A 14,081-nucleotide genomic window follows, 5' to 3' on the forward strand; every position below is an offset into this window, starting at 1 on the left:
CCTTGCATTCTTTTTTTACCTACTACCTGCCACAGAACAATTTAATTATTTCAATAAAATCAAATGAATATTTAGGTCACACTACGTTCATTTGTTTATTTTAGACTTTATTTTTTGTGAACCCAGAAAGCATGATCTGTTTCTCCGGCTGCAGCTAACCCGCTGATCCCCGGTTCCTATCCTGATCACTTTAATCTTTTGAATGAAGCCCCAAATAAAGGTTCAAAATTTGATAGGCTATGAGAAATCCTGAACAATAGATAATAAATAATTCTTTACTAATCGTTCTAGAAAAGGTATGATACTTTCAAGGCTTGATGTTATTTTTTTAATCATTTTAGAATGAACGTTCTAAAATGAGCGTATTTACATTGATTTAACTTCCATTAAGTCATGAATAGAGATTGATGGGGAGATGAAGATGGCTAGAAGTAAAGCGTTTGATGAAAAAGAAGTGTTGAAAAAAGCGATGCAGCTTTTTTGGGAACAGGGATATGAAAAAACGTCTATGCAGGATCTGGTCGATCAGATGGGCATTCACCGCAGAAGCATCTATGATACGTTTGGGGATAAGCGTTCGTTGTTCTTGAGTTCTCTGTCTTATTATGAAGCGCTCATAACAACCGAAATGACAAGGATCATGGACAGTAATTTGCCGATGAAACAGGCAATAAGGGAAGTTTTTGAGTACGCCATACATGCAGATGGTTATCATCCAAAAGGATGTCTGGCAGTAAATACAGCTGTCGAATTATCTTTATTGGATGAAGAAATCGCAAAGATGTCTACTGACATGTTCAACCGGACTGAGAAAGTATTCAGTCACCTGATTAAAAAGGGGCAAAAAAACGGTGAGTGTTCAAAGAATATTGACCCGGATACCATTTCACGGTTTCTACACAACAGTCTTTTAGGAATAAGAGTATTAATCAAGACCCATTATACAAAGAAAGAATTAGAAAGCATTATTGATGTAACACTTTCCGTGTTAGACTAGCTTTCTTTTTTTACCCATTTTAGAACGTTCATTCTAGAATGAACCGATAAATAACAATCAGACTTCTACACAAAATATGAATGTTTTTTTAGGAGGAATATACAAATGACAACAGTTACAATCCCAAAGGTCTCAGAATTTATCGAAGTTGAAGGAACACGGTATGCTTATAGAAAATTCGGTAAAGAAACAGGTATCCCGCTTTTATTTCTTATTCACTTTAGAGGAACGATGGAAAACTGGGATCCGAATATGATTGAACCAATTGCCAAAAAACGTCCAGTCATTCTTTTTGATAATAAGGGTGTGGGTGAAACCAGGGGTCAGACACCTATCACAATTGCAGAAATGGCAAAAGATGCGGGTGCATTTATTAAAGCGCTTGGACTGGAACAAGTAGATATTCTTGGATTTTCAATTGGTGGCATGGTTGCACAGGAGCTTGCTCTACAACATGGGGACCTGGTAAGACGCATGATCCTCGCTGGCACTTCCCCTGAATCCGGCGTTAATCCAGATCCCGAGATTATTGAAAGAATGAATAAAAACACTACTACTCAGGAGGAAGGGTTGGAAGATTTTATGTTTTTCTTCTACAGCCCCACTGACACCAGCCGCTCATTAGGTATGGCCTCATTGCAAAGGATTTTTGGACAAAAGACAGTAAACAGTTCTGATCAGGTACAACAGTCACAACTGCAGGCAATTGCGAAATGGGCACAGCAAAAGGAGGATCATCAATTCGAGTGGCTTCAGTCTATTGACCATCCAGTACTTGTGACAAATGGCGTGACTGATATAATGGTGCCGACCAAAAACAGCTATATTTTAACTGAAAAATTACCAAATGCTCAGCTCATCATTTATCCAGATTCCGGACATGGCCACCTGTTTCAATATCCGGAAATGTTTGCAGAGCATGTGAATCTATTCCTCAATTCTCAAACCTATGAAGCATCTAAAAATTAAATCAGCCGTTTCACTTATTCATCTACAGAAAACTTATATAATACTAAAAATGGAGGACTCATTATGAAAGCATTCGTCATTGAAAAGTACGGCAAAGATCCTGTTTTTGCAGATCGACCGCAACCTGTTGAGGAGAAACATGATGTATTGGTTGAAATACATGCAGCAAGTGTGAACCCGCTTGATACAAAGATTCGGAATGGTGACCTCAAACTGCTGCTTGAGTACAACATGCCACTAACGCTTGGGAACGATTTTGCCGGCCGCGTCATTAAGGTTGGACCCAATGTGACAAAATTTAAAATAGGAGATGAGGTATACGGTCGTCCCAGAGCAAGTAAAATTGGCACTTTCGCTGAATACCTGGCAGTTCATGAGGATGACATTGCCCTGAAGCCAAAGAACCTGAGTTTCGAGGAAGCTGCGTCCATCCCTCTGGTAGGATTAACCTCCTATCAGGCGCTGCATGAGATTTTGAATATCACCAACGGTCAAAACTTACTCATTCATGCCGGTGCCGGAGGAGTAGGAACCTTTGCGATTCAACTTGCAAAATCAATGGGTGCAACTGTCTCAACGACTGCGAGTGCCGGCAGTGATCTGGTCAAGTCACTTGGAGCCGACCGCGTGATTAATTACAAAAATGAAAACTTTGAAGATACGATACGTGAATATGATGCGGTGCTGGATACAATCGGAGGAGATACCTTAGAAAAATCATTTGTCACAGTGAAAAAAGGAGGACAAATCGTTTCTGTATCCGGTACGCCAACCCGCCGTTTTGCTGAGGAAAACGGGCTTGGTCCTCTAAAGAAAGTGTTGTTATCACTCGTCAGTTCCAAGCTGATGAAGCTAGCGAAAAAACATAATGTGCAGTACACGTTTTTGTTTATGAAGCATAGCGGGGAGCAGCTGAAAGTATTAACAGAATTGCTGGAAGCCGAAAAAATAAAACCTGTCATTGATCAGGTTTTCAATTTTAAAGAGGCCGGCAAAGCGCTGGAATATTCAGAGACGGGAAGAGCAAAAGGAAAAATAATAATAAAAATAAAATAATCAACCTTTTCATAAACCCTTTCCTGAAATAGAAAGGGTTTATTTCTTCGACATGATTGTGTTAGCTCAAACATGCAATTATTTTCTGAGGCTACTACACATTCAAGAAATAATCACTGCTTAATTCAAAATTCTTTATTGATCCTGATGACCCCAGCCTTACATCCTCTTAATTAAATACTTTAAAGACACTTAATATCTTTAATATAACTAAAAAAATCCTTTAACCTGTCTTTTGGGCAACCAGTAAATATAAAGATTCTGCAGGAAAGGAGACTTTTTTAATATTAAAACCTGCTTCGATCATTTCCCGCTTCATACCTTCCAATGTGATTCTTGGTCCCTTATCTGAAGTTCCTTTTGGTTCAAGCTCAAGGCAGATGAGATAACCTTCGTTTTTAAGAGCTTTTTTCATTTGCTGTAAAAGCGGTCCCAGCGGCTTAATTTCGTGCAGGACAAGCGAAGCAATAACTACATCAATGGCGCCGTCAGATAAAGGAAGTGATTCCATACCGCCTTGAACCGGCATAATGTTCTTAATCTGTTCATTCAGAGATTTTTCTTTAATGATATCAATCATTGCAGGGTCAATGTCCATAGCATACACATTCCCTTTCAGTCTTTTGGCTGCCGGAATTGTAAAGTAACCTGTCCCTGCTCCAAAATCCAATACGTGATCCGTCTCTCTCAGTGGAATCGTATCGAGCAGCTCTTCAGGAGAGAATTCTTTTCTGCGTTCAGGGCTTTCTAAATAAGAGACCTTTCGTTCATGAGATTTTCCGTGATGCATGTTCATCTTCCTTTCTCAACCTGATGTTCAGGTTGTCCACTGAATTTTTCTTCGACCAGCTCTGCATTTACAGATATGGCAGCCATACTCCCTTCACTTGCTGCCATGATCAGCTGTGAGGGTCCGGCAATTCTTGTATCTCCACAGGCAAAGACACCAGGTGTTTTTGTACGCTGCATACTGTCAGTTTTGATTCCGCCCTGATCATTTATTTCGTACCCAAGATCAGACTCAAATGTGGCCGCCTGCTTCCATTCTGAGGCAATAAAACCTCCTGCACGCAGGATTTCGGTCTGGTCCTCCAGCTGAATTTTTCTAAGCCTTCCTTCTTCACCAATCAATGAAATCATTTTCTTTTCGTTAATCTTGATCCCTTTTCTGGTCAAGAGTGCTTTCTCTTCTGGTGAAGCCACCTGATTCCCATTTGTAAATACAATCAAATCATCTGTCCAGTTAGACACTAACTTCGCCATGTGAACAGCTTTTTGATCTACTGCAATTACAGCAAGCGGACGATCTCTCAATTCCCAGCCGTCACAGAAAGGACAGCCGAAAAGACTCTTTCCGTAGAACTCTTTTATCTGCGGGATATCCGGCAGAATCTCTTTAAAGCCTGTTGCGATAATCACCTTCTTTGTCTTGAACACTCTTCCGTCTTCTGTTTCCACACTAAAATACGTATGGTCTTTTATGATTCGATGAACCCGCTGCTTTTCAATACTCACATCAGGATATCTGCTTAATTCCTCCTGACCAATCCGTTTGAATTCCTGAGGGTCTATTCCATCTCTGGTAATAAACCCATGGGATTCCTGCGTTACTGCATTTCTCGGTTTATTATCATCAAACAAGATTGTTTTACGTCTGGACCGTCCAAGCACTAAAGCAGCATTCAGTCCGGCCGGTCCACCGCCGATCACAGCACAATCTAATAACATGCACTCCACTCCCTTTTATAAAAAACTAACTTTCTTTGCTCATACCTGCTTCTGCTTCTTTCGCAATATCAACTAAAAGCTTAGATTTCAGTTCAGTCTTCATATTCTCTTCTGCTTCTCTCATGACATTCTCAATCAGACATCCTTCATGGTGAATCGTACAATCAAATAAACTTGTTTCGCCTTCTATCGCATTGATCACATCCAGAAATGAGATACGCTGCTTTGTTCTTGAGATCCTGTACCCTCCCTTCGCACCAGGTGTAGATTCTATGAGACCAGCTTTCGCAAGTTTGGTTAAAATCTTGGACAGATACGTTGGAGAAAGACGCTGCATGTCAGCAAGCTCCTGTACACCTGCAAGCTTTTCTCCCTGCTGGATTGTTAAATAAACCATTGTGTGCAGCGCATAATTTGTTGCATTTGAATATTTCATCATGACCTCCCGGGGTTTAAAATAGATATTAAAGACTCGTGATGTCTTTAATTAAAAACAGATTATCACCATCTGTTAAGGAAGTCAATCGATTGGGACAGACCCAGACTTCCTCTATATACATATAAGATCAAAAAAACCCTACCGTAAGTGCTCCCTTTTCATTTTATTTCATTTAATTTCATTTAATTTTTTCTCAATCTGATCAATTCTTTTATTCATTTTATGTATCTCGTTCTTATCAAGGTTTAGTCTCTCTTCTTTAACTTTTCCATTTTTGATATACGTGTTAACCACCCGGATTAGAAAATAAATGCCCAAAACACTTAATACGATGATCATGAGTAAAAACAAAGGCATGACTAATGTAAACACTTCTACGAATCCCATTTGGAGCGTTCCCCTTTATATTCAATTTTTCTATCATATAAGCTTACTACATATCGAATAACATGATCCCTTCACACACCTGTTTTTTAATTCAAATACAGCACCATATGATCTATATCAAAATATTGACCTTCATATTTCATTGCTTTTCTATCTGTTCCAAACAGTTCAAAGCCTACAGATTCGTAGAGCTTTTTTGCTGCTATATTATTCGATTCCACCGTTAAATAAACCTGTTCGACACCCGGTATGTTTCTAATTTCATCAAGCGCTTGTGTCACTAACTTTTTGCCGGTCTGATTGCCCCGACTCCCAGGAGTTACATATGTAGATACGATTTCAGCCCGATGCATCAATTTCTGTTTAATTGATTTCACAATTGTAATGATGCCAATAAGTTGTTCGTTATGAAAGGCACCGAGTGTAATGGATGTATCTGATTTTAAACGATTGACATAAAGCTCAATAGGTTGATGTTGTTCCTCATCAAAACTGGTTGCAAAAGCTTCAGGATTATTCTTCAATGATTCTAACCTGATGTAGAAGTATTTTTCTGCATCCTTTTCATGTAATTTTCTAATCTTCATATCTAACGCCTCCGACTCTTTCCAGACTAAATAACTTTCTAACCCATTCAAATAACATGGTTACAAAACTCGGCAATAGAAAACCAATCAATTTCCTCAGAATCATCAGCCTTCTCCCATCTCCTGCTGATCCGCAGCATCATCCACCCGTGTCTCCGCATCCGTCTCAATACATTCAAGCCAGTCGTCTGCCATCAGCGCATCAATCAACTTCCTGCTGCCGCCGACCAGTGTAAAATCCAGATCAATGTCTGAATAGAAGCACCAGCTTCGATCCTCAGGCCAGAAGTAACTCGGATTTCCGCATACTTCCTGCAACCCGAGCAGATGCTTCATTTCATCTGGCTTTCCTTCAAATAACTTGTCTTCATAATCCGTCGTTTTCAACAAATTATAATAGAAATAACAATTCATATTTTTTGAGAAAGGCTTTATGATCTCAACTACCTGATTAAGCGACTTATAATCCAGTATGCCTTCTTCCCCGCCACTCAAATAACGCGGCTGATCACCACCAAGTTTACGCACAATCGATGCCATACCAAGCTCCTTCGTTTCTCTAAGCCCGTATTTTTCTGCAAGGTCACGAAGCGTAATCCGTTCTCCAGGCTGCAGGTAACCTTCTGAAAATCCAGTCTCCCTCCAGGTTACTTTGTCATCCGGCGCACCCAATTCCCTGTAAATCGGATGAATGATCTTGCAGTACGCTTCAAAGACAGGTGGGATCAGGTTATAAAAGTGGCAGCCTCTCCACTCTTCCGGGAGTGGAATAATTTGTTCTTTAATCCAGTTGAATGCCTCAAGATCAGTCCGTTTGTTCATGGGAGCCCTCCAGACCAAATGAAAATTCAGAATTTTAATATGAATATGTATCATCATACCAAAAAAATCGTACAAAAAAAGGAAATTTAAAAGCCGAAGAGCTAATTTTGCTCTTCGGCTTTTTTTATAACACTTTACTTAAGAACGCCTGCGTTCTCTCTTCCTGAGGGTTTCCAAAGAGTGCATTCGGTTCGTTTTCTTCAACGATATATCCGCCATCCATGAAAATTACTCGGTCTCCCACTTCACGGGCAAATCCCATTTCATGCGTTACCACTACCATGGTCATCCCTTCGAGGGCGAGCTGCTTCATGACTTCAAGCACATCTCCTACCATTTCCGGGTCAAGAGCGGATGTCGGCTCATCAAAAAGCATGATTTTCGGATCCATCGCAAGCGCACGGGCAATCGCTACACGCTGCTTTTGTCCACCTGATAATTCGCCGGGATAGCTTTCTGCTTTTTCTTTCAGCCCAACTTTATCAAGCAGCGCAAGAGCCTTTGCTTTTGCTTCTTCTTTGTTTTTCTTACTGACTTTCATCGGTGCTAAGAGTACATTTTCGAGCACTGACTTATGCGGAAACAGATTGAACTGCTGGAACACCATCCCCACATTTTCTCTTACTTTATTAATATTTGTTTTTTTGCTTGTGATATCATTTCCATCCACAATCACCTGACCATCAGTAATATCCTCTAGGCGATTTAAGCAGCGGAGAAAAGTACTTTTCCCTGAACCGGACGGCCCGATGACACACAGCACTTCCTGTTCTTCAATGACAACATTGATATCCTTTAATACTTCCAGATCTCCGAATGATTTTTTTAAGTTCTTTACCTGAATGATACTCATCGTAAAACAAATCTCCTTTCAAGGAAATCAGACAGCAGGGTTAAGAGATAGATTAATATAAAGTATATAACCCCAACAATAAACCAGATTTCAAACGCTGCATAAGTTGCTGCAGTCTGAACCTGACCGCGCTGCACGAGATCTGCTACCCCGATAATCGAAAGCAGCGACGTATCCTTTAAACTGATAATTGATTGATTTGTAAAAGTAGGAAGCATACGGCGGAAAGCCTGAGGCAAGATGACATGTCGCATCGTCTGACTACTCGTTAAGCCCAGTGATCTTGCCGCTTCTGTCTGTCCTTTATCAATTGATTGAATCCCTGCACGGATAATCTCTGCAAAATAAGCACCCGCATTAATCGCAACGGTTACAATCCCTGCAGTGACATTATCGAATGAAATCCACGCAAGAGAGTTTAATCCGAAATAAATAAAGAATAACTGTACGATAAATGGTGTACCTCTGATCGCGTTAATAAACCAGATCGCAATCCAATTCAGGATCTTAATTGGGGATAGTCGCAGAAGCGCCACAATCAGACCAATGATGAATCCAAGTACGATCGCAATTAAAAAGATGTAGATCGTCATCTGAAGCCCGTCCATTAAATAGGGAAAGGCGTTCGTAAATACTTCCTGAAATCTTTCCAAGTGATTTCTCTCCTTTCAACAAATAGAACGCGCAAATGAGCGCGCTCTGAGTTCAATCTCTTTTATTCTTTATTCTTCTTCACCAAGATAAGTTGCAACGATTTCATCATATTCGCCGCTTTCTTTCAGTTCAGCAAGTCCTGCATTGATCTTTTCAAGAAGGTCTGCATTTTCACCTTTTAATACAGCGATACCATACTGATCACCATTCAGACGATCTCCAACTGTCTGTAATCCAAGGTCATCCTGTGCAATTGCATAAGCAATAACCGGATAATCTTCAATTAATGCAGCTGCATTGCCATTCGCAACTTCCTGGAACATAGCAGGGCTGTCATTGAACTGAACGACTTCAAAGCCGATTTCCTCAGCCTGCTCCTGTGCATATGTTGCTCCAGTTGTACCGTTCTTAACTGCTATTGTTTCACCTGCAAGATCTTCAAGCGTGGTTACATCCGAGTTGTCTTCGCCTACAACAAGGCTTAAACCAGCTTCAAAATACGGGTCAGAGAAGTCTACAACTTCTTTACGCTCATCTGTAATACTCATACCGGCAATCGCAAGATCTAATTGGCCAGCCTGCATCGCAGGGATAATTCCGCCGAAGTCCATTGGGGAAAGCTCAATTTCAAATCCCTGATTTTCAGCAATGGCGTTAATAAGGTCAATGTCGATCCCTTTATATTCACCATCTTCTTCATATTCAAATGGTGGATATGTAGTATCAATTCCTACCTTATAAACCTGCTCATCTCCTCCGTCACCTGAACCGCTGTCTGACTCTTCTGAGCCACACGCTCCGAGAATAAGAGCCGTACTTAAGAGTAGTACTGATCCTGTCAATTTCTTCATAAAATAGTCCCCCTATTTAGAAAATTTAATACATTACAACTTTAATACAAATATAACGAAAATGCTACACTTCATTTATATTGAACATTTACTTAAAATCCATCATTTATAAGTTTGGCTACAAGGACTGTCTCAACTGATACCTGTTGCGGTCGAACCATCATATGTTAAAATCAGGTTACCCTATTTCCATTATTTAGAGAGGTGACAGTGATGAGAAAAGTTTTGTTGATAGCTTTTTTTGTATTTATATTTCTGGCGACAGTTGGAATCGTTGCATTTTTTAATGAAGATGAAGACGTAGCAACGATGGAACAACAGCTTGAAAACCTGACAGTCGATTTTACAGGCATCATTGATGAGGTTGATACTGAATACGGGAAACTGACATTTTTCAGCCTGGAAAATGAAGATGGTTCCGGAGTTGGTCTGGCACTTTTTGCGGAAGACGGGGATAACTGGATACGCGAGGAGAGCACCTACCATTCGTTGTCTGATGATACCTATTCAAGTGGCAGCATTGATCTGCCTGACGGGAATAAAGTTGTATATGGATATGGCAACACTGAGCCGATTGAGGAAGTCAGTGAAATAACTTCAGACAGTACTTCACTTGAGGTCGCAGATGGTGCCGTGCATTACATGATCGTCCCTCAGGAACATGAGGTTAAGATTGAGATGCCTGAAGATGAGCAGGTTTAAAGAATGTATTCGTTGAATAACAGCGTTTTACAGACAGGAGCATTCTAATGGAATTTATTGCGCTGGCTGCATTTTTAATCACTGTGTATGTCATTATATTCGTTACCGTTATATCTATTATCAGGGTTTCCAGGCTGGCTTATATCCGAAAAGAAATCGCGTCTGGTCAATACAGAACCTGTGTGATCTCAACAGTAGCCGGCGGATTGGTTTTTGCGACCATCATACCTTTAGTGTCGTTATTTGTGATAGGAAGTAGTTAATTGGGGTGTTGATACAGTATGAGGATTGCAATCATTGCAGATATTCATGGCAATCATCCTGCCTTACAAGCAGTTTTAAGTGAAATTGATCAAAGGCAGGATATTGAACATATTTATTGTCTTGGAGACATGATCGGGATTGGTCCCGATACGAATGAAGTGTTGGAAACTCTATTTGATAGAAAAGATGTATCTATGATTACCGGAAATCACGATGAAGCCGTTTTGGCACTGCTTAAAGGTGAAGATCATCCACTGAGCCATGCACATGCCAGAGCGCATCACCAGTGGATAGCGGACAATATGGACACAACATTTATCCCAAAATTGGAACAGCTTCCTCGAACTATTAACATAACCATCGAAGGAAAAATGATCTTGTTCATTCATTATCATATAGATTCAACTAAATTGACTGATCATATTAGTGAAGATCCTTTTAGCAAAATCATTGAGCCTGAACTTGATAACTTACGCGCTCTTTTTAAAAATAATAAAGAGAACTTAATCTGCTTTGGTCATCATCACCCCCTCCATTACTTCAAAGATGATGAAACGATCTATTTGAATCCGGGCTCCTTAGGCTGCAATTCAACGCCAGTCGCTCCTTATTCAATTGTAGATATACAGCAAGACAAAATTACCGTGAGCTTACATGAAGCTTCGTACGATAATAAGAATTTCTTAGCTTCCTATGAGCGTTTACAGGTACCGGCACGTGATTTTTTAATTAAAGCATTTCATGGGAATCAGTGAAAGCCATTAACTTTTGAAGCAGGAATGGATAGTTACACTTCGTCCACCTCTGTACACTTCACAATCAATCCCTACATAAGAAAATGAGCAGTGACAACTGATTGTCATTGCTCGTTTTTTATTCGTATGATGATGCCTGTACCTTTTAAACAATCATTAATTTATTCCATTAGTTTTCATTTTATCCGATTCATGTTGCCTCTTTCCCCGAAGCCTTTCCCTGCCGCGTGACCATTGCTCCAAAAGGAATAACAGCACGACTGCCATAATCAATATGTAAGCGAGAAAGCTATCTATGTGTGCGTTCGCATACATCCAGGTCAATACAGCAATAAATAGAGCAGGAATGATCGCTCCAAAATATACAGTTCTTTGATAGGAGAAAAAATACTGTAAACTTAAAATTGCAGCAGCGAGCAATATAAAAACAAAATCATTCAATCTAATCGATCCTTTCAAATTTTTTCTATACATATTATTGCTATGAGTTATCCACCGATTGAACGTTTGATGTGCGATGCCTCACATTACTTTCCTAATGGAATGACCCGTCTGCTCATCCAGGAAAATCTCCTCAAGTGACGCTTCTTCCACCTCAACCCGGTAGATATCCACTTTGCATTGATTAAAGGCGCGTATCATCTCTGCGATTCTTTTTTCATGATTTACTGAAATGATGACATGCTTCTCCTTCATCTCCAGTCCCTCACCTGACTGCAGCAGCCACTCTGTTAATTGGTTCACTTCAGATGTCGGGATCTCACCATGCTTAATCTTGACCAGAATCGTGGACTGGTAATACGATCTGAGCTCGTCCATTGAACCGATTTTGGCGATCTGGCCATCTTTCATAATGGCAATTCGCGTGCACAGCTTTTCGACTTCATCCAAGTTATGAGACGTCATAAACACGGTTTTCCCTTCACTATTCAATTCACGAATTAACTGATGAATTTGAATAACGGATTCTGCATCCATGCCTGATGTTGGTTCATCAAGGAAGATCAATTCAGGATCATGGATAATCGCCTGAGCAATGCCGAGCTTCTTTTTCATCCCGAATGAAAATTTACCGGTTTTCTTGTGCGCCTCACCTTCTAGCCCCACCTTTTTTAAAACGCTCAGACACTTCTCTTTTGATGCTTTATTGCCTGACAGCTCAGATAGAAATCGCAGGTAGCCCATTGCTGTCAGTGAGCTTTCAAAGCTGGAATAGTCAGGCATAACGCCAATCCGCCTTTTCACTTCATCAGTCGGACCCGTCATACCAAACAGTGAAAAAGATCCCGCACTTGGATGAATAATGCCCGTTAACATATTAATGAACGTTGACTTCCCTGCCCCGTTACGTCCAAGGAACCCAAAAATTTCTCCCTTTTTAACCGTCAAATCAATTCCTTTTACAACAGGCACACTGCCATACTTCTTAAACAGCTGCTTCGTATTGATGATATTCATTAACACTCTCTCCTTTGAAAAACAAGATGCGCAACCGCCAGCAATACTGCTGCCAGCACTAAAATGATAGGAAACGTATAATCTTCTTCAAGATAATAATAGGGTGTGGCGAACTTAAGCCAGCTTACCCAGGGATTGTTTGTTAATGTCAGCCAAAATCCTAATATTGGAGAGGCAAGACCTACAATGACCCCTAGAAACATCGTAAAACCAGGCTTAGGGATCAGGACTGACAGCAGGATCGTCAAGGCAATCTGAAAGATTAATAAAGACATAAGCTGCAAAAAACTCAGCCAGTCAAAACTATGAGAAAAGAAAAACACAATTAGAAATGAGACGGCGACACATGTGAACCAGAATAAGGACACACCAAGAAATTTACCAAGCACAATGGATAATCTGGACGTTCTGGTCACTAGAAAACGAATCGTCCGGTCATGCATTTCGCGGTTCATCACGTCATGCGATAATCCCATCACAAACAATTGTCCAAAGAATAGCAGCAGGACAAGAAATCCTGCAGTATGTATGATATCAGCCTCACTTGCTGTGAACTCATCCAGCGTAAGAAGCAGGCTAGAAAACTTTGCAGAAAAATATGCTGTGATCAGCAGGATGGCAATGATGATAATTGATTTAATTCCTTTCATTAATCTGAGAAACTCTCTTTTACTGATTGCGAACATGAATATGACTCCTTCCGAATCTTCCGGTGATTTTATCTTACAGCTTCACTTTATACGACCTTCCTTAACGCCTGACAACCTCAACATTAATTCTACCTTAATTCCTATTTTTTCTAGTTAAGAATTGATATGATAAAACTATAAATATTGCCGGAACAGGAGATTTTATCATGCAGGATGCCAAGATTTTGATTGTTGATGATGAAGTCGCAATCAGTCAGATGATCATGACGATCTTAAAGAAAGAACAATTCAGATTGATTGATACTGCTGCGACCGCGGCTGAAGCGCTCGCGCAATGCAGACATAAAAAGTATGACCTGATCTTACTGGATGTCATGCTGCCTGACCGCAGCGGATTTGAGATATGCCCGCTCATCAGGGAAACAACTGATGCACCGATCTTTTTTCTGACAGCTCGGTCTACCGATCTGGATAAGTTATCCGGCTTCGCGCTCGGTGCAGATGATTATATTACCAAACCATTTAACCCGCTTGAAGTAGTCGCACGGGTAAAAGCTCACCTGAGAAGAAAAGCCGGTCAGCTGTCTGAGCAGCAGCCCTCGCACTATCAGTATGGTCCGCTTACTGTTAACACTTTATCGGGCACTGTGACAGTCAGTGGCGAGCACATCGCTTTACCGGCACAGGTGTATCAATTGTTAGTATTTTTCTGTCAGCATCCGAATCAGCTGTTCAGCAAAAACCAGTTGTACGAACGCGTGTGGGGGGAAGAATTTCTGGGGGAGGATAACACAGTCATGGTTCATATTAGAAAGCTCCGTGAAAAAATTGAGGATAACCCGAGTCAGCCGCAGCTTATTACGACAGTGCGCGGGCTGGGGTACAAACTCGTATCGGAGCAATCCTGAC

At 40.6% G+C, this 14,081-nt stretch carries 19 protein-coding genes; 7 read left to right on the forward strand and 12 right to left on the reverse strand.

What is annotated here, in order from left to right; genetic code table 11:
• Positions 1 to 421 precede the first annotated feature (421 nt).
• The 3 genes from JOD21_RS03820 to JOD21_RS03830 all read left to right on the forward strand — a co-directional run bounded on the left by JOD21_RS03820 (position 422) and on the right by JOD21_RS03830 (position 3,022).
• A complete protein-coding gene (locus JOD21_RS03820; RefSeq protein WP_204728340.1) occupies positions 422 to 997 on the forward strand; it encodes a TetR/AcrR family transcriptional regulator in 576 nt (191 codons plus the stop codon).
• A gap of 105 nt (positions 998 to 1,102) precedes the next feature.
• Entirely contained in the window at positions 1,103 to 1,966 is an 864-nt protein-coding gene (locus JOD21_RS03825) for an alpha/beta fold hydrolase (RefSeq protein ID WP_204728341.1), read from the forward strand.
• Positions 1,967 to 2,029: 63 nt separating this feature from the next.
• Complete coding sequence (locus JOD21_RS03830) at positions 2,030 to 3,022, forward strand: NADP-dependent oxidoreductase (protein WP_204728342.1); 993 nt, start codon at positions 2,030 to 2,032, stop codon at positions 3,020 to 3,022.
• Positions 3,023 to 3,245: 223 nt separating this feature from the next.
• Here JOD21_RS03830 and JOD21_RS03835 read toward each other — a convergent pair whose 3' ends face one another.
• From JOD21_RS03835 to JOD21_RS03875, 9 genes are all read right to left on the reverse strand, one after another.
• The gene (locus JOD21_RS03835) at positions 3,246 to 3,812 is read right to left on the reverse strand and encodes a class I SAM-dependent methyltransferase (RefSeq protein WP_239581358.1); all 567 of its coding nucleotides are present in this window, start codon (positions 3,810 to 3,812) and stop codon (positions 3,246 to 3,248) included.
• A gap of 2 nt (positions 3,813 to 3,814) precedes the next feature.
• On the reverse strand, positions 3,815 to 4,750 hold the full coding sequence (locus JOD21_RS03840) for an NAD(P)/FAD-dependent oxidoreductase (protein ID WP_204728345.1): 936 nt from the start codon (positions 4,748 to 4,750) through the stop codon (positions 3,815 to 3,817).
• Between the two features lie 25 nt (positions 4,751 to 4,775).
• Positions 4,776 to 5,186: an Rrf2 family transcriptional regulator gene (locus JOD21_RS03845; protein ID WP_204728346.1), complete on the reverse strand. Its 411-nt coding sequence runs from the start codon at positions 5,184 to 5,186 to the stop codon at positions 4,776 to 4,778.
• 171 nt (positions 5,187 to 5,357) lie between these two features.
• Positions 5,358 to 5,576 carry a hypothetical protein gene (locus JOD21_RS03850; protein ID WP_204728347.1) on the reverse strand — a complete coding sequence of 73 codons (219 nt, stop codon included), beginning with the start codon at positions 5,574 to 5,576 and terminating at the stop codon, positions 5,358 to 5,360.
• 86 nt (positions 5,577 to 5,662) lie between these two features.
• Positions 5,663 to 6,163: a GNAT family N-acetyltransferase gene (locus JOD21_RS03855; RefSeq protein ID WP_204728348.1), complete on the reverse strand. Its 501-nt coding sequence runs from the start codon at positions 6,161 to 6,163 to the stop codon at positions 5,663 to 5,665.
• A 105-nt stretch (positions 6,164 to 6,268) separates the two neighbouring features.
• Positions 6,269 to 6,985 carry a hypothetical protein gene (locus JOD21_RS03860; RefSeq protein WP_204728349.1) on the reverse strand — a complete coding sequence of 239 codons (717 nt, stop codon included), beginning with the start codon at positions 6,983 to 6,985 and terminating at the stop codon, positions 6,269 to 6,271.
• Between the two features lie 124 nt (positions 6,986 to 7,109).
• Complete coding sequence (locus JOD21_RS03865; RefSeq protein ID WP_239581360.1) at positions 7,110 to 7,838, reverse strand: amino acid ABC transporter ATP-binding protein; 729 nt, start codon at positions 7,836 to 7,838, stop codon at positions 7,110 to 7,112.
• The gene (locus tag JOD21_RS03870) at positions 7,835 to 8,446 is read right to left on the reverse strand and encodes an amino acid ABC transporter permease (protein WP_204728472.1); all 612 of its coding nucleotides are present in this window, start codon (positions 8,444 to 8,446) and stop codon (positions 7,835 to 7,837) included. The genes JOD21_RS03865 and JOD21_RS03870 overlap by 4 nt, the downstream gene beginning before the upstream one ends.
• Positions 8,447 to 8,560: 114 nt before the next feature.
• Complete coding sequence (locus JOD21_RS03875) at positions 8,561 to 9,343, reverse strand: transporter substrate-binding domain-containing protein (protein ID WP_204728350.1); 783 nt, start codon at positions 9,341 to 9,343, stop codon at positions 8,561 to 8,563.
• Positions 9,344 to 9,556: 213 nt separating this feature from the next.
• On the opposite strand from JOD21_RS03875, the gene JOD21_RS03880 reads away from it, so the two are divergent.
• From JOD21_RS03880 to JOD21_RS03890, 3 genes are read left to right on the forward strand one after another with little or no spacing between them, the layout of a single operon-like run.
• A complete protein-coding gene (locus tag JOD21_RS03880) occupies positions 9,557 to 10,045 on the forward strand; it encodes a hypothetical protein (RefSeq protein WP_204728351.1) in 489 nt (162 codons plus the stop codon).
• 47 nt (positions 10,046 to 10,092) lie between these two features.
• Positions 10,093 to 10,308: a hypothetical protein gene (locus JOD21_RS03885; RefSeq protein WP_204728352.1), complete on the forward strand. Its 216-nt coding sequence runs from the start codon at positions 10,093 to 10,095 to the stop codon at positions 10,306 to 10,308.
• An 18-nt stretch (positions 10,309 to 10,326) separates the two neighbouring features.
• Positions 10,327 to 11,064: a metallophosphoesterase family protein gene (locus tag JOD21_RS03890; RefSeq protein ID WP_204728353.1), complete on the forward strand. Its 738-nt coding sequence runs from the start codon at positions 10,327 to 10,329 to the stop codon at positions 11,062 to 11,064.
• Between the two features lie 156 nt (positions 11,065 to 11,220).
• Here JOD21_RS03890 and JOD21_RS03895 read toward each other — a convergent pair whose 3' ends face one another.
• The 3 genes from JOD21_RS03895 to JOD21_RS03905 form a co-directional block, all read right to left on the reverse strand.
• The gene (locus JOD21_RS03895) at positions 11,221 to 11,505 is read right to left on the reverse strand and encodes a hypothetical protein (RefSeq protein ID WP_204728354.1); all 285 of its coding nucleotides are present in this window, start codon (positions 11,503 to 11,505) and stop codon (positions 11,221 to 11,223) included.
• A gap of 81 nt (positions 11,506 to 11,586) precedes the next feature.
• Positions 11,587 to 12,522, reverse strand: a complete 936-nt coding sequence (locus JOD21_RS03900) for an ABC transporter ATP-binding protein (protein ID WP_204728355.1) — start codon at positions 12,520 to 12,522, stop codon at positions 11,587 to 11,589.
• Entirely contained in the window at positions 12,522 to 13,208 is a 687-nt protein-coding gene (locus tag JOD21_RS03905; RefSeq protein ID WP_204728356.1) for an ABC transporter permease, read from the reverse strand. The genes JOD21_RS03900 and JOD21_RS03905 overlap by 1 nt, the downstream gene beginning before the upstream one ends.
• Positions 13,209 to 13,378: 170 nt before the next feature.
• Between JOD21_RS03905 and JOD21_RS03910 the strand changes: the two genes are divergently transcribed.
• Positions 13,379 to 14,080, forward strand: coding sequence for a response regulator transcription factor (locus JOD21_RS03910; protein WP_204728357.1), 702 nt, complete (start codon positions 13,379 to 13,381; stop codon positions 14,078 to 14,080).
• The last annotated feature ends 1 nt before the right edge of the window (position 14,081 follow it).

This window comes from Jeotgalibacillus terrae (genome assembly GCF_016908195.1).
Classification (GTDB): Bacteria; Bacillota; Bacilli; order Bacillales; family Jeotgalibacillaceae; genus Jeotgalibacillus; species Jeotgalibacillus terrae.